Annotated in this window: 18 protein-coding genes and 1 pseudogene; 12 read left to right on the top strand and 7 right to left on the bottom strand. The window is 47.4% G+C overall.

Annotated elements, in window-relative coordinates; all coding sequences use genetic code 11:
- The first annotated feature begins 187 nt into the window (after positions 1 to 187).
- A complete protein-coding gene (locus DXD68_RS12620; RefSeq protein ID WP_122361879.1) occupies positions 188 to 463 on the top strand; it encodes an HU family DNA-binding protein in 276 nt (91 codons plus the stop codon).
- Positions 464 to 466: 3 nt separating this feature from the next.
- Here the strand turns inward: DXD68_RS12620 and DXD68_RS12615 are convergent, their stop codons facing one another.
- The 4 genes from DXD68_RS12615 to dapB all read right to left on the bottom strand — a co-directional run bounded on the left by DXD68_RS12615 (position 467) and on the right by dapB (position 4178).
- Positions 467 to 1093, bottom strand: coding sequence for a WbqC family protein (locus DXD68_RS12615; RefSeq protein WP_122361877.1), 627 nt, complete (start codon positions 1091 to 1093; stop codon positions 467 to 469).
- A gap of 2 nt (positions 1094 to 1095) precedes the next feature.
- Entirely contained in the window at positions 1096 to 1953 is an 858-nt protein-coding gene (gene lepB, locus DXD68_RS12610) for a signal peptidase I (protein ID WP_122361875.1), read from the bottom strand.
- Positions 1954 to 2043: 90 nt separating this feature from the next.
- Positions 2044 to 3441: a signal peptidase I gene (lepB, locus tag DXD68_RS12605; RefSeq protein ID WP_122361873.1), complete on the bottom strand. Its 1398-nt coding sequence runs from the start codon at positions 3439 to 3441 to the stop codon at positions 2044 to 2046.
- Positions 3442 to 3461: 20 nt separating this feature from the next.
- Positions 3462 to 4178 carry a 4-hydroxy-tetrahydrodipicolinate reductase gene (dapB, locus tag DXD68_RS12600; protein ID WP_122361871.1) on the bottom strand — a complete coding sequence of 239 codons (717 nt, stop codon included), beginning with the start codon at positions 4176 to 4178 and terminating at the stop codon, positions 3462 to 3464.
- Between the two features lie 166 nt (positions 4179 to 4344).
- Between dapB and DXD68_RS12595 the strand changes: the two genes are divergently transcribed.
- The 3 genes and pseudogenes from DXD68_RS12595 (at position 4345) to DXD68_RS12585 (ending at position 6208) form a co-directional block, all read left to right on the top strand.
- Positions 4345 to 5622: a DUF2851 family protein gene (locus tag DXD68_RS12595; RefSeq protein ID WP_122361869.1), complete on the top strand. Its 1278-nt coding sequence runs from the start codon at positions 4345 to 4347 to the stop codon at positions 5620 to 5622.
- Positions 5623 to 5668: 46 nt separating this feature from the next.
- Positions 5669 to 5937 (top strand): annotated as a pseudogene (locus DXD68_RS24845) (type II toxin-antitoxin system RelE/ParE family toxin).
- A complete protein-coding gene (locus DXD68_RS12585; RefSeq protein ID WP_122361867.1) occupies positions 5912 to 6208 on the top strand; it encodes a helix-turn-helix transcriptional regulator in 297 nt (98 codons plus the stop codon). The pseudogene DXD68_RS24845 and the gene DXD68_RS12585 overlap by 26 nt, the downstream one beginning before the upstream one ends.
- A gap of 33 nt (positions 6209 to 6241) precedes the next feature.
- On the opposite strand, the gene DXD68_RS12580 is transcribed toward DXD68_RS12585, so the two are convergent.
- Entirely contained in the window at positions 6242 to 6706 is a 465-nt protein-coding gene (locus tag DXD68_RS12580; protein ID WP_122361865.1) for a hypothetical protein, read from the bottom strand.
- Positions 6707 to 7501: 795 nt separating this feature from the next.
- Between DXD68_RS12580 and DXD68_RS24095 the strand changes: the two genes are divergently transcribed.
- From DXD68_RS24095 to DXD68_RS12570, 3 genes are all read left to right on the top strand, one after another.
- Complete coding sequence (locus DXD68_RS24095) at positions 7502 to 7651, top strand: hypothetical protein (RefSeq protein WP_158585879.1); 150 nt, start codon at positions 7502 to 7504, stop codon at positions 7649 to 7651.
- 112 nt (positions 7652 to 7763) lie between these two features.
- Complete coding sequence (locus DXD68_RS12575) at positions 7764 to 9677, top strand: Ig-like domain-containing protein (RefSeq protein ID WP_122361863.1); 1914 nt, start codon at positions 7764 to 7766, stop codon at positions 9675 to 9677.
- Complete coding sequence (locus DXD68_RS12570; RefSeq protein ID WP_233577132.1) at positions 9616 to 10500, top strand: DUF3108 domain-containing protein; 885 nt, start codon at positions 9616 to 9618, stop codon at positions 10498 to 10500. The genes DXD68_RS12575 and DXD68_RS12570 overlap by 62 nt, the downstream gene beginning before the upstream one ends.
- On the opposite strand, the gene DXD68_RS12565 is transcribed toward DXD68_RS12570, so the two are convergent.
- Both DXD68_RS12565 and DXD68_RS12560 read right to left on the bottom strand, forming a co-directional pair.
- Positions 10474 to 11541: a sensor histidine kinase gene (locus tag DXD68_RS12565; protein ID WP_122361861.1), complete on the bottom strand. Its 1068-nt coding sequence runs from the start codon at positions 11539 to 11541 to the stop codon at positions 10474 to 10476. The two genes, DXD68_RS12570 and DXD68_RS12565, sit on opposite strands and share 27 nt — an antisense overlap.
- 5 nt (positions 11542 to 11546) lie before the next feature.
- Positions 11547 to 12899, bottom strand: a complete 1353-nt coding sequence (locus tag DXD68_RS12560) for a sigma-54-dependent transcriptional regulator (protein WP_122361859.1) — start codon at positions 12897 to 12899, stop codon at positions 11547 to 11549.
- Positions 12900 to 13445: 546 nt separating this feature from the next.
- On the opposite strand from DXD68_RS12560, the gene DXD68_RS12555 reads away from it, so the two are divergent.
- From DXD68_RS12555 to DXD68_RS12535, 5 genes are read left to right on the top strand one after another with little or no spacing between them, the layout of a single operon-like run.
- On the top strand, positions 13446 to 14804 hold the full coding sequence (locus DXD68_RS12555; protein WP_199715657.1) for a TolC family protein: 1359 nt from the start codon (positions 13446 to 13448) through the stop codon (positions 14802 to 14804).
- 42 nt (positions 14805 to 14846) lie between these two features.
- The gene (locus DXD68_RS12550) at positions 14847 to 16094 is read left to right on the top strand and encodes an efflux RND transporter periplasmic adaptor subunit (RefSeq protein WP_122362070.1); all 1248 of its coding nucleotides are present in this window, start codon (positions 14847 to 14849) and stop codon (positions 16092 to 16094) included.
- Between the two features lie 14 nt (positions 16095 to 16108).
- Complete coding sequence (locus DXD68_RS12545; RefSeq protein ID WP_122361856.1) at positions 16109 to 18514, top strand: ABC transporter permease; 2406 nt, start codon at positions 16109 to 16111, stop codon at positions 18512 to 18514.
- Positions 18515 to 18531: 17 nt separating this feature from the next.
- Positions 18532 to 19206: an ABC transporter ATP-binding protein gene (locus DXD68_RS12540; RefSeq protein WP_122361855.1), complete on the top strand. Its 675-nt coding sequence runs from the start codon at positions 18532 to 18534 to the stop codon at positions 19204 to 19206.
- Between the two features lie 20 nt (positions 19207 to 19226).
- Positions 19227 to 21650: an ABC transporter permease gene (locus tag DXD68_RS12535; RefSeq protein WP_122361853.1), complete on the top strand. Its 2424-nt coding sequence runs from the start codon at positions 19227 to 19229 to the stop codon at positions 21648 to 21650.
- The last annotated feature ends 30 nt before the right edge of the window (positions 21651 to 21680 follow it).

Genomic DNA, 21680 nt, shown 5'->3' with positions numbered 1-21680 from the left:
TTGGTTATTTTTTACCATTAAGGCTGGAATAAGTCTACTTTTTTGTGTCCGGAGAGTAAAATAAGTAAATAAAAGCTGCGTATAATAAATTATTTTGATTACGTTTGTATCCGTTAATTTTCAACTAATCTGAAATTTTTATCAGAGAGATTTTTTTACAAAGTTGTACTTTAATTAATAAAAACAAATGAAACGGTCAGATTTAATTGCAGCTATAGCTGCTGAAAGTGGTTGTAGTAAGAAAGATGTAGATGCAATGCTCGAAGCATTTTGTTCTGTTGCGACTGACGCACTTCGTCAGAGAGATCCGATAGTCCTGAAAGGATTTGGTACTCTTTCTCCCAGAGAGCAAAATAGTCGTCCGGCCCGCAACCCCAAGACAGGAGAGGTTGTTATTATTCCGAAGCGTCTGAGTGTGAAATTCAGCGTCGGTAAATTCCTTTTTGAAGATCTGAACAAGTAACTGCTATGCAGGGCGGATGGAGTCGCGCAGAACAAGTATTCCTTCCGGTCCCGTGTTGAATAGCAAGTCTACAATACTTAAGTTGGGGAGGAATCCGAATTTATCCCGGAATACCTGGTAATAGGGTTGCGGGATGAAGTCAGGATCTTCCCCTTCGTGTTTCGGGCGGATGATCTCCCGGAAATCGTTTTCTACCTCCGGTGTATAAGTTTCTGTATAGGCAATGTTCGGCTGCAAGTCCAGTAACCGGCAAACCAACATGCGTAGCTCCTCATTAAAATCGAACAGGAACTCAAATTTCTTTTCATAGAACGGAGCGAAGTCTTCCTCGTAATATTCAAAGAACGGACTCATATTATAAGCCGAGACCAGCGCATTCCAATGAAGATGGCGCCAGTTCCCGTGGTCGGATATACGGATATCTTTTGTCGGGCATTTCAATGTGTCCGGTTTGACGATGGGGACGGAGAGGGATAACGGACCGTTGGCGGCTGCGATCGTACAGCGGTTGCGGTAGGTTTGTTTCAGATAGTTCTCTGCTGTCTCTATCCATACTTTCTCAAATTGGAAAAGTTTACAGTACTGTTGTACCGGACCCAGATAGGCCGATGATATATATACAGATTGCATGATCAGTTTATGGGTTTAAAGATTCGTTGCCTGTCCGGACTGTACCAGCTGAACCAGGCGTTTCCTATGATATGGTCGCGCGGAATGAATCCGAGATGGCGGGAGTCTACCGCATCGTTGGTATTATCTGAAAGCATCCAGTAATAATCCTGGTTGAAGAAAAAAAACGTAGTTTCCCTTCCGTCTAAATATAGCTTTCCGTTACGGAAAACAGCCTTTTCTCCAGCCTCGGCCAAGATCGCTTCACGGCAGGCGGTCAATGCGGCAGCATCGAGCCGATGAGCTCTTCCTTTTTGGGGAACGATCAGCTCATAACTGTCTGTCCGGTCTTTTATAAAACGGATATCGGCTTCTTCCGATAATTCCTCCCTGATCTGATACTCTTCAAAAGAGGTGAGATAGAGAGAGAGCCCAAATTCCTCCTCTTTCATTTCCCTGACGGGGATGTTCAGCTTCTTCTGTATAGCCGAAAATTCGTCCTGCCCTGCCTTTGTCACCATATACCGGTTAAGTGATTGCGGCGAATGGGGGATGAGCTTTCCGTTGACCAGATAGCCGTCGCTTGCGACACGGATCGTATCGCCCGGCATACCGATACAACGACTCAGGAATAAAGGAGTCGAAACGGAATCTTTCAGCAACGGACTGGTAAATAAAACCACCCTGTTGCGCCCGGGATTATCTTTCAGAGGTAACTTGTTGACCAGGATATAATCGCCTTTATGCAACGCCGTCTCCATAGAATTGGTCGAAACATGGAAAGACTCCACACAAAAGTGGCGGACTGCCATAACGCCTCCTGCCAGCAACACGATCGTTGCCAGCCATCTTACTGCAGATATAAAGGAGCGTTTTGCCATATTATTCAAGTTGACAGATGACAGTTGACAGGGGACAGATGAGCTTCGAATTTATCAAACTTTCAACTGTCCCTTGTCAACTGTCAACTTTTAATCAGGGTGTACCATGCGGAACAGGCGGTTCCAGCGGATACCACCGTCAAACAGACTGCGGTCTTTATCCAGTGACAACCAGATCAGGATCGGTTTTCCGACGATATGATCTTCCGGAACGAATCCCCACGAACGACTGTCGGCACTGTTGTGACGGTTGTCCCCCATCATCCAATAGTAATCATATTTGAATGTATAGTCTGTTTCCGGCTTGCCGTTGATATAATAGGTTCCGTCTTTTACTTCCAGTGTGTTGTTCTCGTAGTTTTTGATGCAACGGCCATACAAGGCGATGTTACGTTCGTTCAGCGGGATGGTCGCTCCTTTTTTCGGAATCCACAGCGGACCGAAATTATCGCGTGACCAGCCTGTTTCGTACCATGCCGGATACGTATTTCCAGCCCAGGCATCCGGTTCGATAACGATCTTTTTCACAGACGGTAGTTTCTCGGCAATGGCAAGCGCTTTCTTGGTCAGAGGCATGTGGTAAACCGGGTTGAACTGTCCGCTTTCATTCGGCTTAAAGCCGAGGAAAGACATCAGGTCCTGATAAAATCCACTGTTCGTAGCCAGTATGCGATCATCTTTACTTACCTCCATCAGGCGGAACTGTTCCTCCGTGATGGGAGAACCGTCCGTTTCAACAAAGTAGTTGAACTGCAGGTTTTCCGGATTCTTGGCAGGTTTGCCGTCGATGTATACCTGGTTATTTCGTAATTCGATCGTGTCGCCGGGTAAACCGATACAGCGTTTTACATAATTCTCGCGTTTGTCTACGGGACGGTAGATCACCTCTCCGAATGTGTTTTTATCCATCCAGATCCGGTCGCGTCCGTACATGGCGACCAGTTCGTCGTAACTCGGATTCTGTTGTTTCAGGGCAACCGTGTCGCCTGCCGGGAAGTTGAACACGACGATATCGTCACGTTTCACATGACCGAATCCTTTGACACGCTTGTAACCCCATTCAGGCCAGTCCAGATACGATTTGCAGTTGAAGAAGGGCAAGGTGTTTTGTACCAGCGGAAATGACAGCGGCGTGTTCGGTACGCGCGGACCATAGCTCAGTTTGCTCACAAACAGATAATCGCCAACCAGCAATGATTTCTCCAGCGAAGAACTCGGTATCTGATAGTTTTGGAAGATGAACAGGTTAATGAAATAAACGGCAATCAGCGCGAACAGGATATCGTCCACCCATTCCAGTGCATTCCGCACACTTGGGTTCTTCGACTGTTTCCAGGCTCCCCAGGGAATGTATTTTGTCAGGAAAATATCCACCAGCACGATCAATCCGAGCAACAACCAAAGGTTCTGCATCCAGATTGAAAAGAGTATATACAATACGGCCGAGATGCCGAACTTGATCCATTGTTTCTTGGAAAACTTTTTCATTTGTAGACTAATCTGTGGAATTAAAATTGAAGCATATCATCCATACCGAGGAAGCCTTTCTTCCCGGCTGTAAATTCGGCGGCAACGACAGCGCCGAGGGCAAAGCCGGCACGGCTCTTGGCATCATGTTTGATGCTGATATAGTCGACATCCGACTCGTAGGTCACTTCATGGATACCCGGCACTTCTCCTTCGCGGATGGCGTGGATCGGCAGGTCGGTCGGCTGTTCGGCTGTTTCCAGCGTCCAGCGTTCTTTCCGGTCTACATTTTCAAGAATGCCTTCAGCCAGTGTGATGGCCGTTCCGCTCGGAGCATCCAGCTTATGGATATGATGCGTTTCCGTCATGCTGATATTGTAGGAGGGGAAGTTATTCATGATCTTCGCCAGGTATTTGTTGAGGGCGAAAAAGATGTTTACCCCGATGCTGAAATTGGAGGCATAGAAGAATGTCTTGCCTTCCTTTTCACATTTCTCTTTGATTTCGCCGATGCGGTCCAACCAGCCTGTCGTCCCGGAGACAACGGGAACGCCGGCAGCGAAACTTTTCATATAATTGTCGAAAGCCGTGGCAGGAGTCGTAAACTCGATGGCAACGTCTGCGCTCTTGAAATTAGCTGACTGAAATTCTTCCGGGTTGTTTATATCTACGATAGAGACGATCTGGTGTCCTCTGCTGAGTGCGATTTGTTCGATGGTTTTCCCCATCTTTCCGTAACCGATAAGTGCAATCTTCATATCTTTAAAAATTGAGAATTGAGAATTGAAAATTGAGAATTAGAGAATGAAATAAGGTTTATTGTTCATTTTCAACTTTCAATTTTCAATTTTCAATTAGTTATAGGGTGCAAATATAAAGAAAATGAATTAGATTTGTGGCATAAATCTTAACTCTGAAAAGAATATGGAACGTTTATTACATTATGTTTGGAAATACAAACTGTATCCGGCACTGCCGCTTCTTACCACCGATGGTCGTCTTGTCTCCGTAATCGATCCCGGAATACTCAATTCCGATGCCGGACCGGACTTCTTCAATGCAAAGATAAAAATAGCCGATACTCTGTGGGTCGGCGGTGTGGAAATCCATACCAAAGCGTCTGACTGGCTGCTTCATCGGCACGATCTGGATAAGGCCTACGATGCTGTGGTGCTGCATGTCGTGGAGTGTTCGGACTGTGAGGTGTGCCGGACGAACGGCGAACCGATCCCGCAGCTGAAACTGGCTGTTCCGGAGGCTGTGGTCAGGAATATGGACTGGCTGTTGTACCGTGAAGTTTCCATGCCGTGCCTGGGCTATATCCGGGAAATAGAATCGTTGTACATTTCCTCTTGGCTGGATGCCCTGCTAGGTGAACGGCTGGAGCGGAAGACGGCTGATATTTTCCGTCTGCTGGACCTGTATGGCGGCGATTGGAACGAGGTCTTTTATATTACTTTAACCCGTAATTTCGGCTTTGGAGTGAATAACGATATTTTCGAACGTCTAGCGAAAAGCCTGCCGTTGCGCTGTATTCAGAAACAACGCGGCAGCTATTCGCAGGTGGAGGCGATGCTGTTCGGGCAGGCGGGAATGCTGGACGAAGCGCTCGACTGTCCTTACTACCGTTTGCTGCAACGCGAATACCGGTTCCTTCGTCATAAGTTCGGGTTGACACCGCTCGATCCTTCCCTGTTTAAGAATCTGCGTATCCGTCCGGTCAATTTTCCCTGTCTGAAACTGGCACAACTGACTGCCGTCTGGACGCAGCACGATACCTTGTTTTCCGAAATACTGACAGCCGGCAGTATCGGCCAGATCAAACAATACCTCCGTGTTTCTCCATCCGAGTATTGGGCGACACATTATAATTTCCGTTCTGTTTCCCTCCGGAAAGAAAAGCCGGTGGGAGAAAATTCCTTATGTATCCTGCTGATAAATACGGTGGTTCCGATACTTTTTGCTTATGGTGTCCGGAATAAACAACCGGAATATTGCGACCGTGCTATCCGTATCCTTGAAAGCCTTCCGCCGGAAAAGAATGCGATCGTTTCCGCTTTTGGGCAAGCAGGAATCAAAGCCTGCCATGCCGGAGACAGCCAGGCTCTTATCCAACTGAAGCGGGAGTACTGCGAGAAAAAGAAATGTTTGTATTGCCGGATCGGGTTCAGGTATCTGAAACAGGATGTTTTGAAATATTAATCTCGTAGAAGTTGTAATATGTTTAAACTTTATATACTTTTGTCCTATGGATGATGAACGAGAAATAGTAGCATATAAAAGTTACTTTTGGGACTTCATGGATACTCTTACCGAAAATGAGTCTAAAAATATACTATATACTTGATATACTGAAAGTCAGATATCTATCGAGTGTTTTTTTGTTTTGATAAAGGGAAGATCGTTATTCTGTTTAATGGGTTTCAGAAAAAAACGCAAAAGACACCAGTTAAGGAAATAAATAAAGCATTAAAAATCAAAGAAGAATATTATGGAAGCAAATCTGAGAAGCGTTGATGCAATAATGGATCAAAAATTCGGCAAAGTAGGAACTTCCGAGCGCGATAATTTTAGACGTGAAGCCTATTCTTATTGTATGGGTCAAATTATTCATGATGCGCGTAAAAAAGAAAAGGTGACGCAGGAAGAACTGGCAAAGCGTATTGGGGCAAGTAAGTCATATATTTCGCGTATTGAAAAGGGGGTTATAGAACCAGGTGTAAGTACGTTTTATAGAATTATTGAAGCACTGGGATTACGTATTGAAATTGTGAAGCCTGTGATATAAAAGACCTGCCGGCTGTTCGATTTTGTTTATAAATCAAACAAAATCGAACAGATAACTGTTATGAGATTCATCGAGAATGCCATTCTTATATAAAACTTCATATACGTTTTGGAGTGCTTTCGAGCCAAAACTTCTGTAGCATTTCAAATGATATGCTTTGTGCTCTTTAAGCTCGACCAATATATCTTTCACCGTACATATATCTAACGCATGGAATGTCAGCCTGACCCGCGTACTGAAATCAAACTTGTAAAGAGACTGTTGAAGCACAGCCATCACCTCTTCCAGAAGCATGGGGGCAAGTTCGTATTTATAGATTTCTTCCAGGGGAATATAACTTTTATTACGCCATGAGTTATAGAGTAACAACCGAAACCGTTTGTTCTCAAACTCCAGCGCATGACATCTTATAGTCATCTGATTGATAAGATATTCCTGTTTTGCCACTTTCTCCCGCAGCAAAGCTTCCGATTCGTTATTTGTATTGTGTTCTGCCATAATATATAATGTTTAAAATAAACTGCCATATCCTCACGGACGGGCAGTCTCAACTTAACCGATATATAAATCGTTTCAGGCTATCACGCCACGATCTATATACACCCTATAGTATAGTTAGTAATGTCCGAAAGTATCAGGAAGTAACTGGCTGTTTATTTTATAGAGGAAGTCGCTGCTGATACTAGTGTGATTAAAATCAGCAGTTTCATGACACAAAAAAAGTGTGGAACTGCTGCTATTATTCGAATACTAGGTTTTTCCCGACCCACTCCATAAATAATAGACAACAGCCCACACTAATATATTATATACATAAGTATATACAACTAACATGGGCATTTTGTTGCTATTATTCCGAATAGAGTATAAATCGGGAAAATTTAGTATTCTCAGAATAATCTCTTAAAATGCTTAACTTATAAATTATATTGCCGTAAGCCGGTCACCGCTGTAACCAACTTTGATACGACATGACAAATGTAGTCTTTATTTATAGAAAAACCATGTTTATCCAAGGTTATTTCTGCATCGAAGTCTTATTTTTGAAAGCCGGATAAAAAGAATAAGGTTTATACATTATCTATACCATCGCCTTTTACCCCATTCGAATGACTTTTCAATTTCTTCCGAATGAAATTCGATTTTCTTCCGAAAGAAATTATTTTTTCTCCCGAATGGTCTATTTTATTATAGAAAACAACGCCTTTCGCCAAATACGGAAAATATACAGTAAGCCTTTTTGGCTGTAGTAAATATTCCCCGTAGGAATTTAGCAATAATATATGGAGATGAATGTTTCTTCAACAAATATCGTATGTGCTTGTCAGCGAAGATGTGCGGCTGGTTTTGCTGAAACAGCAGGCAATGGCCGTTTTGCTGAAACGCTTTTTCGACCGGCTGATAGCGGAAGAAAGGGAATTGTCCGGGCAGATGGTGGCATGAATGACGTTTCAATTTCTGATTTGTTATAGTGAACTTACGTTATTTAGCGTATATATCACTGTTTGTCACCGGATTTTTCCCTATTTTTGCCCTCTGATTAAAAAGAGATTGAATGGGTAACAGATATATAAACAATTTATTGCTGGCGGTGTGCGGGCTGTTTCTGTTGGTAACCATGTATTCATGTGCCAATATGGCTTCTCCGAACGGAGGACCTTATGATGAGACGCCGCCTAAATTTGTCAGCAGCCTTCCGGCTCCAAACCAGAAGAACTATAAGGGGAAGAAGGTGGAAATCCTGTTTGATGAGCTGGTGCAGCTGGATAAGCCGTCGGAGAATGTGATCATCACACCGCCGCAAATGCAGTTGCCGGTAATCCGTGCTGCCGGAAAGAAGGTGGTGGTCGAGCTGAAAGATACACTGAAAGAGAATACGACCTATACGATCGACTTTACCAATTCGATCTCCGATAATAACGAGAAGAATGTGTTCGAGAATTTCTCTTTTGCCTTCTCTACCGGTGATGTGATCGATACGCTGGAAGTTTCCGGTATCCTGCTGAATGCGGAAAACCTGGAACCGATGCCCGGTATCACGATCGGTCTGCATAAGAACCTGGAAGATTCGGCTTTTGTGAAACTGCCTTTCGACCGTACTTCGCGTACAAACGATAAAGGAGAGTTCACCATCCGTAATATCTCTCCGGGCAGCTATCGTATATTCGGTCTGAATGATGTCAATCGCGATTATAAGTTCGACCAGCCGGGCGAAGAGATTGCTTTCAACGACTCTATCATCATCCCGTCGCTGGAACAGACTACCCGGCAGGATACGCTTTGGAAAGACAGCCTGACCATCGATACGATCCGGACGGTTGGCTATACTCGTTATTTTCCGGATGATATCCAGTTGCGCCTGTTCAAGGAAAACTTCGTGCGGCAATATCTCCTGAAACCGGAACGCCAGCAGGAAAACCTGTTGACGATACGTTTCAACGCTCCGCTGGATACCATCCCGTTGCCGAAGCCGCTCAATTTCGATCCGGCGGATTCCGACTGGTTTTTTACCCAGGAAACGGATGAGGGGAAAGGGGTCAATTTCTGGCTGACCGATTCGCTGGTGTGGCAGCAGGATACGTTGCAGGTGGAATTGTCTTATCCGAAGAGTGATTCTCTAAATATTCTCCGTCCGCAAACGGATACGCTTCAGTTTGTGATGCGTCGCCGTCCGGAAAAGAAGAAAAAGAAGAAAGATGACGAACCGGAACCGATCGTCTTCCTCGGCATGCAGATAGATGCGCCAAGCTCGATGGACCTGTTCGATACCGTTTCGGTGACGTTCAATGAGCCGGTACTCGACTTGCCGAAAGAGGTCTTTTATCTGGACCAGAAGGTGGATACGGTCTGGACTCCGGTCGATTTCGACTTTTTCAGGGATTCCGTCAATACGTTGAACTATTTCATCCGCCGTCCGTGGAAATACGGTGAAGAGTATCGGTTGTCGGTGGATTCGGCGACGATATTCAGCCTGTATGACAAATGGAATGAACCGTATTCGGGCGAATTTAAGATCAAGAAAGAAGATGAATACGGCCATTTATATCTGAATATAGAAGGAATAGATACGACGGCTTATGTCGAATTGTTGAACAGTAGCGATACACCGGTACGGAAAGTAAAGGTGAAGAACGGGGGAGCCCTGTTTATGGACCTGAAGCCGGACAAATATTATGTGCGTCTGGTGGTCGACCTGAACGACAACGGCAAATGGGATACCGGTAATTACGCCGACAAGCGGCAGCCGGAAGAAGTCTTCTATTCGCCGGTGAAGTACAATGTGATGCAGAACTGGCAGGTGGAAGAGACCTGGAATGTGAAAGCAACCCCGCTGGCTAAACAGAAACCTATCGAAATTACAAAGAATAAGCCTAAAGAGGCTACCAAGAAGAAAAGAAATTACAAAGATGAAGGACAACAGAAGTCTTCTTCGCGCAACAGCAGTGGAAATATGGGAATGCCGTTCTAAAGGGATCGGCTTCTTCCTGTTTGTTTGGTTGTTGCTTCTTCCGGGAGTGACCGGGGCGCAGACCATTCCGGTGAAAGAGCGGTTCAGTGCCGGTGAGGTGGTGCAATACGAATTGTATTTCAAATGGGGCATTCTGATGCCTCGTGCGGGGCAGGCTACGCTTTCTGTCAAGGACGCTCGTTATGAAGGAGATCCGGCTTATCATTACCGCCTGCTGTTCCGCACGTCCGGCATGTTCGAGAAGGTATACGCTATGCGCGATACGATCGACTGCTATTTCTCGCCTGAGATGTTGTTGCTCCGGAGCGAGAAGCGCGTGAATGAGAATGATTATTATCTGATAGATGATCTGAAATTCTCTTATGAGCCTGGAAAGATATCCGCCCGTTCCCACCGGTATACGCCTTCGCGGACCAAGATAGATACGATGATCGTCTCGGAACAACGCATGTTCGATATGCTGGGCGCCACGATGTATCTCCGGTCGCTGGACTGGGATAAGATGCAGTATGGGGATGAGTTTCCTTTCCATGTAGCGATCGGGCGCGACCGTATCAATATCAGTTTCCGCTATACCGGGCAGCAGATTGTCGAACGTAACGAGACGCTGAAATATCGCACCCGTCATTTCTTTATAGATATCTACGACGATGCTTTCACTCAGAGCAAGGCAGCTGCCGAAATATGGATCGGGGATGACGAAAATCATATCCCGGTCAAGATACGCGCCAAACTGAAGATCGGGGCTGCCGAGGTCTATTACAAATCGTCGAAAGGATTACGTTATCCGCTTACTTCACGCGTGGAAATTCCCCGTCGTTGAGGGCAGGGAGATGGTGAAACGCGTTTCGGTATAAGGCTGCGAATATACCTGCAGTTCGCCGCCGTGCATACGTATGATTTGGCGCGAAAGACTCAGGCCGATGCCGCTTCCCCTGTTTTTGGTCGTAAAGAAAGGAATAAATATATCTTCCTGCAGATTGTGCGGAATGCCCGGGCCGTTGTCCGTGATCTCGATCAGGGTCGTGTTGCCGGGTTGCTGTACGGTGAGGGAGATTTCTCCGTTATCCTGCTCTTCCAATGCTTCCATGGCGTTTTTCAGTAGATTGATTAGTACCTGCGAGAGCAATTCTTCGTCTGCATTCACTGTTATTTCTTCCTGGCAGAGACGGATATCCAGTCCGATCTGTAACCGTTGGAGGTCCGACTGGAACAACAGCTCGATGTTGCGGACCTGATTGGATAAGGAGAAGGGTTTGGGATTGGGTGTCTGCAAATGAGCGAGCTGGCGGTAAGAGTGGGTGAAGTTCATGAGGCTTTGTCCCTGGCTCTTGATTGTGTCCAGTCCGCGGATCGTTTTACGGATCGTGGCATCGGTGATCTCGTCGCAGCTTTTGGTGGTCTCTTTATTCCGGTAGTAGGAAAGGAGCGTCCCCGAAAGGGAAACGATCGGGGCGATCGAGTTCATGATTTCGTGGGTCAGGACGTGCATCAGCTTATCGTATGACTCATATTCTTTCCGTAGCAGTTCGCGTTCGAATTCTTTCTGCTTGCTTTCCGTCATCAGGCTGTGAATACGGTTAAATGCCGTGTGCAGTTGCCGTTGTTCTTCGGGACCGGTGTTTTCGGGAAAGTAGAGCATCGATTCATTGTCTTCGATGGCATCCAAAAAGAGCTGGATACGGCGGTTCGAGGCGTTCAGGAAATAGACGAGAACGCCGGTCAGCCATAAAGCGATCAGCAGGGTGACGCATCCCAGGATGATGGCTTTGCCGCTGACAATGCCTGCCAGTCCCAGGCCGGCAACGATCACGATAATCGCCACCTGGAAGACTATCTTCAGATAGATGCGTGTGCTGAACATCCGTTTCACAGGTTGAACCGTTTTAGTTTGTTATATAAGGTTTGCCGGCTTACGCCCAGTTGTTCGGCGGCTGCGGTCAGATTCCCGTCATGCTGGGTGATGGCTGCTTCGATGGCCTTGCGTTCCACTTCTCCCAGCTTGGGAGCTTCGGAGAACGAGACGGCTTTGCCGGGACGGATAAAGAGGTCGGTGGCTCGGATCACATTCTTCTCGGCAAGGATCACAGCCTTTTCGATGGTATGTTGCAGTTCGCGTATGTTGCCCGGCCAGTCGTACCGTTCCAGTTTGCTCATTGCTTGCGGATGGAGCGTCAGACCGGTTTGTTTATATTGGGTGGTGTATTTTTTCAGGAAATAATCGATGAACAGGGGAATATCCTCCCGCCGGCTTCGCAGGGGCGGGATTTCTATCTGAATGGTATTGATCCGGTAAAACAGGTCTTCGCGGAAGAGCGATTGTTTCACCATTTCCGGCAGATTCCGGTTGGTGGCAGCAATCAGGCGTATGTCGACCGGTATTTTACGGTTGCTTCCCAGGCGTGTGACTTCGCGGTTCTGAAGGGCGGCGAGCAGTTTGGACTGCAGGCTGACAGGCAGGTTACCGATTTCATCTAGAAACAGGGTGCTTCCGCTGGCAGCTTCGAACTTGCCCGGACGGCTTTCGCGGGCATCGGTAAAAGCGCCTTTCTCGTGTCCGAACAGTTCGCTTTCGAAGAGCGATTCGCTGACGGCTCCCATGTCGACGTTGATCATTTCCCGACGACTGCGGAGAGACAGGCGGTGTATCTCGCGGGCGAGCATTTCTTTGCCTGTACCGTTCTCGCCGGTGATCAATATGTTGGCATCCGTTTTGGCGACCTTGGTCACGACTTTGATCAGCTTCATCATGACGGGAGAGTGGCCGATGATCATGGCGGGCTCGGAGGGACGGCTGGTCTTGCTGCTTTTGCCGGCATTCTGTTTCATCCGTTCTTGCTCGGCGGCTTGTAATGCGGTATGTATCTTTTCCAGCAGAACATCGTTGTCCCAGGGTTTGAGGATGAAATCTACTGCTCCGCTTTTCAGTGCCTTGACTGCCAGTTCCACGTCTCCGTAAGCGGTAAGCATGATAACGGGCAGTTCGGGAGCAATTTCCCGGATACGGCGTAACCAAAATAAGCCTTCGTTGCCGGTATTGACTCCGGCGGAGAAATTCATGTCGAGAAGAACGAGATCGACCGGCATTGTATCCAGAACAGACAGGATCCGGTTCGGATTCGAAGCTGTTTCAATTCGTTCGAATTCGTCTTCCAGTAATAATTCGAGTGAGGTCAACACACTTTTATTATCGTCTACTATAAGAACTATTCCGCTTTGCATACGTCAATTTTTCTGTAAAGGTATCGGCTTCCGGGGTACTTTGCAAATGAGCGTCAAAATATTTGACAGTTGAGAGAATGTTATTTTGTTAAGTGTTGCTTTGCCGGCTTTCGCAATCCTGTGTCAAGCACGGAAACGGGGTAGCTCTATTTCTTTTATATTAAATCGCGGCTAATCATATGATTATTAATGATCTAATACCGGTAGGTTAATTAGGGCGCCCAAATCTCGTTTTAAACGAGCGAAAACTTGTTTTAAACGAGCTTAACATCCGTTTTAAACGAAAAAAAACTCATTTAAAACGAAATATGGGTTCGTTTAAAACGAGTTTTTGGGGAATCTATGTCATCTGTGTTCTCTCTATATATAGCTCACCTTTTTCTAAATAGGAACATATTCCCTTGTCTATTCTGTGTGCGTTCTGTAACGTCAAAATATTTGACAATTGCGTGTCAATATATTTTACACTTTACAGATGATATCTTTCTGTGGTATTTGATAATCAGCTGATGAAAAATATGGCATGCCATTTGTCCTTGTATTGGTATGATGAAAATACAAATAACAACCAAATACGGATTACTGGTTATGGGGCTGTTGCTGTTGGGCTCAGCGGTCACTGCACATGCCCAGGATTCCTGGACGGTCGATTCCTGTATGCGTTATGCTATAGAGAAGAATTTGACGCTGAGAAATAGCCGTTTGGATACCCGTATTGCCTGTGAAGACTTTACGGCGGCAATCGGTGACTTTCTGCCTACGGTCAGTACCAGCGGAGCGTTCGGAAAACGGATGGGACGTTCGGTAGATCCGAAAACGAATCTGTACACCACTTCTTCTTTTCTGGAAAGCACGGTGGGAGTGGATATCTCCTTACCTGTTTTTGACGGTTTCAAACGTATCAACCGGGCGCAGTTCACCCGTTTGAACCGGCAATTGAGCGGCGTAACGGAAAAAGCGGAAGAGAATCGGGTGGCTTTTGAGGTGATGGATGCCTATTATGTGTATATCTTTGACCGGAAGATGAGTGCTTTGGCTGCCGAACAACGTAAACTGAGTGAACGGTATCATGAACAGATGCTTGAATATGTGGACCTGGGACTTCGTTCACCGTCGGATCTGCAGGAGGTGAAAGCCCGTTTACAGAGTGATATTTATCAGGAGACAGTGAAGAAGAAGACTGAACGTCTGTCTTTTTTGGCGTTGAAGGAGTTGCTGCAGATGCGTGATTCGGATACGTTGTCCATTGCCGACCAGGATGCTGGCGGAGAAGAACCGCCGCTTCTCAGCAGCTATTCGGCTCCGGATATCTATGCCGAGTCGGAGACTGCACTTCCCGAATTTCGGATGATGGACTTGCGGGAACGCGCATCACGGAAATCGTTGGCGATTGCATCCGGAGCTTTTTCTCCCACGATCCGGGCAGACTTCAGCCTTTATTCGGGCTATTACGATACGGAACGCAATGCCGACGGACATATCGTCTCTTTCGGGCAGCAGATGAAAAATAACTGGAATAAATATATCGGTTTACGAGTATCATTCCCTATTTTCAGTGGCTTATCCCGCTTTACGGCAGTCCGGAAAGAACGTTTCCGCCTGCAGCAGATCAGAAATAATAACGACCGGCAACGTATATCCTTATATAAGGAAATAGAAGATGCCTGCCTTACCCTCCAGGCTTCGGCGGAAGAGTATCATCAGGCTGTCCTGCAGTTGAAAGCACTGACCACCACGCTGAAAGAGAATGAGGAAAAGTGGGAGGAAGGCATGATCTCCGTTTTTGAACTGATGGAGAAACGTAACCTGTATATTTCCGCTAAGGCAGAACTGGTGCGCACCCGACTGCAGTACGATCTGAAGCATCGGATGGTCGAATTTTACCGGACCGGGTCGTTTTTATAAATAATAATTGAATAAACATATAGATATATGAATAACAACACCATGGACACCCCTATCGAACGGAAATCCCGTTTGAAAAAGAAACATATTTACGCTGTAGCAGGAGGCGTTTTCCTGCTTGTCTGCGTGTTTTACTTTATCTTTCGTGATACTTCTTCTTCCATGAAGGTCGAGAAAGAGCGGCTGACGATTTCCACTATCATTCAGGGTGAATTTAACGACTATATCCGTGTGATCGGACAGGTCTTGCCGGACCGTATCATTTATTTGGATGCCGTCGAAGGCGGTCGTGTGGAAGAACGTCTGATTGAAGAAGGAGCGCAAGTCAAAGCCGGCGATGTGATCCTCCGCCTGAGTAACCCGTTATTGAATATCGGCATCCTTCAAAGTGAAGCCGACCTTGCCTATCAGGAAAACGAACTCCGTAACACCCGTATCAGCATGGAGCAGGAACATCTGAGTCTGAAACAGGAACGCATCAACCTGAATAAGGAGCTGGTACAAAAAGAGCGTCGCTACAAACAATACGAACGCTTGTACAACAAACAACTCCTTGCCCGTGAAGAGTATCTTCTGGCAAAAGAAGATTACGAAAGCGCCCGTGACCAGCTTGTCGTACTGGACCAGCGTATCAGTCAGGACGACCTTTTCCGCAGTAGCCAGCTGGAGAGCCTGGATGAAAATATCCGGAATATGAAACGAAGTCTGGCACTTGTCCGAGAACGTTTGGAGAACCTGAAAGTGAAGGCTCCCGTAAGTGGACAGCTAGGTAACCTGGAAGCACAGATCGGTCAGTCTATTGCCCAGGGAGAACGCATCGGCCAGGTGATCACTCCCGAACTGAAGGTAGAAGCCAGGATTGACGAACATTATGTAGAGCGTGTCATGCCCGGCCTTCCTGCTAACTTCGAACGTGAAGGAAAGACCTATGAGATGGAAATGACGAAAGTCTATCCTGAAGTACGCGACGGCCAGTTCCGTACGGACCTTCATTTTACCGGTGGCCGTCCCGAAAATATACGTGCCGGACAGACCTATCATCTGAACCTGCAACTGGGTGATCCGGTACAGGCCATCCTGATTCCCCGCGGCAGCTTCTACCAGGGAAGCGGCGGACAGTATGTATATGTAGTAGATGAAGACGAGACAACCGCCCGTCGCCGTCCGGTGAAGATCGGTCGTCAGAACCCTCAATACTATGAAGTGACCGAAGGATTGAAACCCGGAGAGAAAGTGATCATTTCAGGCTATGAACTGTTTGGCGAAAACGAGCGTCTTATAATCAGATAATAAAAAAGAAAAATATGGATTACCTGTCCCAAGTCATTAAAAGTCAGCGGGCCCGTAAGTCACTATCGGTGATCAATATCCTCGGTCTGTCCGTATGTATCTCAGCAGCACTGCTGATCCTGCTCTATGTCCGATTCGAGCTGAGTTACGACTCCTTTCATGACGGTGATCGCATCTACCGTGTCGAAAGCCGCTTGTACGAAGGGAAAGCGCTGACCGATAACTGGGCCACTACCGCTTTCGGACACGGACCAGTCATGAGCCGCGAGATCCCGGGAATCGAGAAGTTCGTCCGCCTCACCGCACAGGATAGGGAACAGGTCGTTACCTATCAGGATAAGCAATTTGCCGAAGAACGCTATTGCTTTACCGAACCTGCTTTCTTCGAACTGTTCAACTTCCCTATAAAAAGAGGAGAGAAGACAGGCCAGCTGGTCCGTCCCAACACAGTCGTATTGACGGAAAATGCTGCCCACCGTTATTTCGGCGAGGCAGAACCGTTGGGAAAAATCCTGACATTCCGGACAGCGACTGCCGAGCAGCATTTTGAGGTCACTGGCGTTATCGACCGGATGCCGACAAACTCACATTTGCAGTACGATTTCCTCCTTTCCTATTCCACGATACCGAAAGAACGGCAGGATATTTGGTATGTCCACGGCGTGTACACCTACGTTCGCCTGGAGCCGGGAAAGAATCCGCAGGAGATAGCGGATGCCTTTGCCGCCATCTCAGATAAATACAAGACAGCCGCTTTGAAGCATAAAGACTGGCGGGTGGAGTTGATCCCGTTGAAAGAGATCCATCTTACCCCGCAGAAATCGTATGAGAAAGAGACGAAGGGCAGCCGTACCGCCGTCTATATCCTGTCGGTGATGGCGGTCGCCCTGTTGCTTATCGGCTGGGTGAATGCGCTGAACCTGATGGTCGCCCGTTTTTTGGAACGGGGAAAAGAGTTTGGTGTACGCAAGGCTTTCGGAGCTTCCCGTAAGCAGATGCTTTTCCAGGGATTACTGGAAGCTGGCATTGTCAATACTCTGGCTGCCGGAATTGCATTAGGCTGGCTGGAAGTGCTCCTGCCCGTCGTCTATTCACGGGCTGCCTACGATTTTGGAGCGAATACCCTTTTACTGCCGGGATTTTGGGTGGCGGTATTGAGTATTATCGCTTTAGGAACTTTCTTTACCGGTTTATACCCTTCCTTTCTTCTGACGCGCATCCGTCCTGCCGACATTATGCGCGGTAAGCTCTTGCACAGCCGGAAAGGAAATAAGATGCGGAAAGTCTTGATTGTCGTGCAGTTCGTCGCGTCCTTTATTTTGATAACAGGTACTTTCGTTGTTGTCGCACAGGTTCGTTATATGGAGAATGAAACGGCTTCAGCTGCGATGAAACAGATTGTTGTTCTGAAATATCCTTCTTTTACGGATGAGTTGTCTGCAAAAATGGAGAGCTTTAAGAAGCAGTTGAAACAAAAGACATATATCCGGCAGGTCACTGTCTCCGGGGCAGTTCCGGGCGTGGAGGTTGCCAATTATTTTACCAATCGTCCGTATGGCAGCGACCAGTCGGAAGTGAAACTGATCCAAATGTTCGCTGTCGATTATGATTATCTCCCCACTTATTCCCCCGATATGGTTTGTGGCAGGGCTTTCTCGGAAGAATACGGGGATGAGCTGAATAAGGTGGTATTGAACGAGGAAGCTGTCCGTTTGTTAGGCTTTCCTTCCAATGAGGCTGCTTTGGGCAGGCAGTTGGCGATGGAGGTGGTGGAAGAGCCTCTCCAAGTGATCGGTGTGGTCCGTAATTATCATCAGCAGTCGCTTGCCGTGCCTTACAAGCCGATCATTTTTTTCATCAAAGAACGCGTGCCGTTTATCGGGACACCTTATATCTCCATCCGTATGGACGGTACAGCCGATGCAGCGCGTCTGGCGGAGATCGAGCAAGTTTACCGGGATTTCTTCCCGACTTCGCTGTTCTCTTATTTCTATCTTGATGATTTCAACAGGAACCAGTATAAGGAAGACCGGAATTTCGGATGGATGTTTGCCGGTTCGGCGTTGCTTGCCGTCTTTGTTGCTTGCCTGGGATTGTGGACTGTCACGCTTTTCTCCACCCTGTCGAGAGTGAAAGAAATAGGGATACGGAAAGTTTTGGGAGCAGGAAAAGCCAGTCTTTTTGTAGTTTTGACACGTGAGTTATTACTCCTGACGGTGATTGCTTCCGTGATCGGTGTCCCTGTCTCCGCTTTCCTGATGAACAACTGGCTCGAAGGCTATGCGTTCCATATCGGGTTGCCCTGGTGGAGTTATGCAGTAGCGTTCGTCTTGTTGATGTGTATCGCTTTCGGGACTGTTGCGCGGCAGGTATGGCGTATCATCCGCTTGAAACCGATGTATATTTTGAGGAGTGAATAATTTATAAACAAAGAAATATGATTAAAACAGAAAAACTGTCTATGCTCTTCACAACGGAAGATGTACAGACCAAAGCATTGAATGAAGTAAGTCTGGAGATAAAGAAAGGCGAGTTTGTCGCTATCATGGGGCCTTCGGGCTGCGGCAAATCCACCCTGCTGAATATCCTGGGAACACTCGATTCATCGACTTCCGGCAAATATTACTTTGAAGGGAAAGAGATAGACAAGATGAGCGAAAGCCAGCTGACTTCTTTCCGGAAAGGAAACATCGGCTTTGTCTTCCAAAACTTCAACCTGATTGACGAGTTGACGGTTTTCGAGAATGTAGAACTGCCGCTGGTCTATTTGAACGGGAAAAAGTCGGACCGTCGGAAGAAGGTGATGGAGGTCCTGGACCGTATGAACATAGCCCATCGCGCCGGACATTTCCCGCAACAGTTGTCCGGTGGTCAGCAGCAGCGTGTCGCCATTGCCCGTGCCGTGGTGACGGACTGTAACCTGATCCTGGCGGATGAGCCGACAGGTAACCTGGATTCTACCAATGGCGTTGAAGTCATGGAGCTGCTTAGCGAACTGAACCGGCAGGGAACGACGATTGTGATCGTTACCCACTCCGAGCGGGATGCGAAATATGCCCATCGGGTGATCCATTTACTGGATGGAAAGATAGTATCGGAAGAAAGGCACTAAATAATCAGACAACAACGAATATGATCTTATCAAATTATTGGAACAGCGCCTTGCGCAGCCTGGCGAAGAAGAAAGGCTTCAGCGCAATCAATATAACCGGTCTGGCAATCGGCATGGCGGCAGCCCTGCTGATCCTGACTTACGTGGCTTTCGAATACAGCTACGATAATATGCACACCCGTGCCGACCGCATTTTCCGTGTGGAAGCACGCTTTTTCGAGAACGGCGAGATGACTGACAACTGGGCTTCCAGCTCGGCGGGTTATGCAACTGCCATGAAACGCAATCTCGCCGGTGTAGAGGATTATACCCGCGTGGGTAGCCAGTATTACCCCGAACAGATCGTTAAATACAATGAGCTTCTCTATCGTGAAACGAATATAGGTTATGCCGAAAAGAATTATTTTAACTTCTTCGATTTCGAATTGCTGAAAGGAGATAAGAGCACCTGCCTGGATGGTCCGAAAAAGGTGGTTATTACCGAACGCATCGCCCGTAAATATTTCAAGGGAGCCGATCCGATCGGGAAGATATTGATCTTCCGTAGTAATATCGGCGAGGAGGCATGCGAAGTGACGGGTATCATGAAGGATATGCCTGTCAACTCACATGTGCGTTACAGTATGCTGATCTCTTATGAAACACTTCCGAAATGGATGGATGAATACTGGTACCGGCATGAGGTGTATTCGTATGTTCTTCTGAAATCTGCCGGAATGAGGAAGCAGGTGGAAGATGCTTTCCCTGCGATGGCAGAGAAATACAAGACGGATGAGGCATTGAAGAATAAAACATGGGCCATTCAGCTGACTAAATTGAGAGATATCCATCTGACTCCGCAGAAAGCCTATGAGCCGGAGACGAAAGGAAACCGTTCATCCATGCTGGTCCTGATCTGTACGGCTTTGGCGATCCTGTGCATTGCCTGGATCAATTATATCAATATGACGGTAGCCCGCTCGATGGAACGTGCCAAAGAGATCGGGATACGTCGGGCTTCAGGAGCTAGCCGACGGCAGATCGTTACGCAGTTCCTGTTTGAATCGTTGGTGACGAACGGGATTGCCTTTATCCTGGCGCTCGGGTTGATGGAGGCGCTGATGCCTGCATTCAATAACCTGACATCGCGCGATCTGGGCTTCTCCGTGTGGGTGACGACCTCTTTGGGGTGGATGTTGCTGCTGATATTTGCACTGGGTGTCTTCCTGTCCGGTTTCTATCCGGCGACGATCCTCTCCGGCATTAAGCCGATCAAAATGCTGAAAGGTAAATTTACGCATACGAAAAATGCGACGCTGACCCGCAAGGTGCTGGTCGTACTGCAATATACGGCCTCTTTGGCGTTGTTGTGCGGCACGCTGATCGTTTATGCACAGCTGCAGTATATGCGTCAGGCTTCCCTGGGAGTGCGTGTCGATCAGACATTGGTGCTGAAATTTCCTGCCCATTGCGAGGATATGGCTACGAGGCTGACTGCCATGAAACGGGAGTTGAAGGCATTGCCGTCTGTGAAGAACGTGACGGTTTCAGGTGCCGTCCCAGGGACGGAGGTGACCGACTTCCTGTCGATCGTCCGCCTGAGCGACGTGACGAAGCAGACCCGTTTATTGGAAATGCTTAACTGTGATGTGTATTATTTGGATGCGTATGACCTGGAATTTGTTGCCGGGCGTGGCTTTGCCGAGGATTTCGGAGGAGATGTCTATAATATCGTCCTGAACGAAACGGCTGTCCGCACATTGGGTTTTGCTTCGCCGGAGGCTGCTTTGGGCGAGCGTCTTTCCGTGGAGACTGTCGATCAGCCGATGCAGATTATCGGGGTGGTAAAAGACTATCACCAGCAGTCGCTGAATAAGGGTTATACGCCTCTTCTGTTCGCCTTGCACGATAAGTTGAGCTGGATGAAACAACGTTATATTTCTGTCGTTATGGAGAATGCCAATCCCCGCGAGCTGGTGAAACAGTCGGAAGAGATATGGGACCGTTATTTCCCTGATTCCAGCTACGACTATTTCTTCCTGGATCAGTTCTTCGACCAGCAATACCGCCAGGATGAGGTCTTCGGTTTGATCGTTGCCCTCTTTGCCATACTGGCGATTTTCATTTCCTGTATGGGGCTTTGGGTGCTGGTGATGTTCTCCTGCTCGACGAGGGTGCGTGAGATGGGAATACGCAAAGTGTTGGGCGCATCGAAAATGCAGTTGTTCTACGAGTTGGGCCGCGAATTCTTTGTTCTGATCGGCATAGCGGTCGTCATCGCGCTTCCTTTGTCGTGGTGGATCATGGACGGCTGGCTGGATCATTATTCGTTCCGCACCGCCTGGAAAGCCTGGTTCTTCCTTGTTCCGGTGATTTTATTGTGTGTGATCTCCCTGTTGACCATAGGCTGGCAGACTGCTAAAACAATCCTTAGCAAACCTGCCCGGTCGTTGCGGTATGAATAAAAAGTAATGTGCCAATTGAACATTGGCACA

The organism is Parabacteroides sp. TM07-1AC (assembly GCF_003480915.1).
In the GTDB taxonomy this organism is placed as follows: Bacteria; Bacteroidota; Bacteroidia; order Bacteroidales; family Tannerellaceae; genus Parabacteroides; species Parabacteroides chongii.
This window is presented reverse-complemented; position numbering and strand designations above follow the sequence as displayed.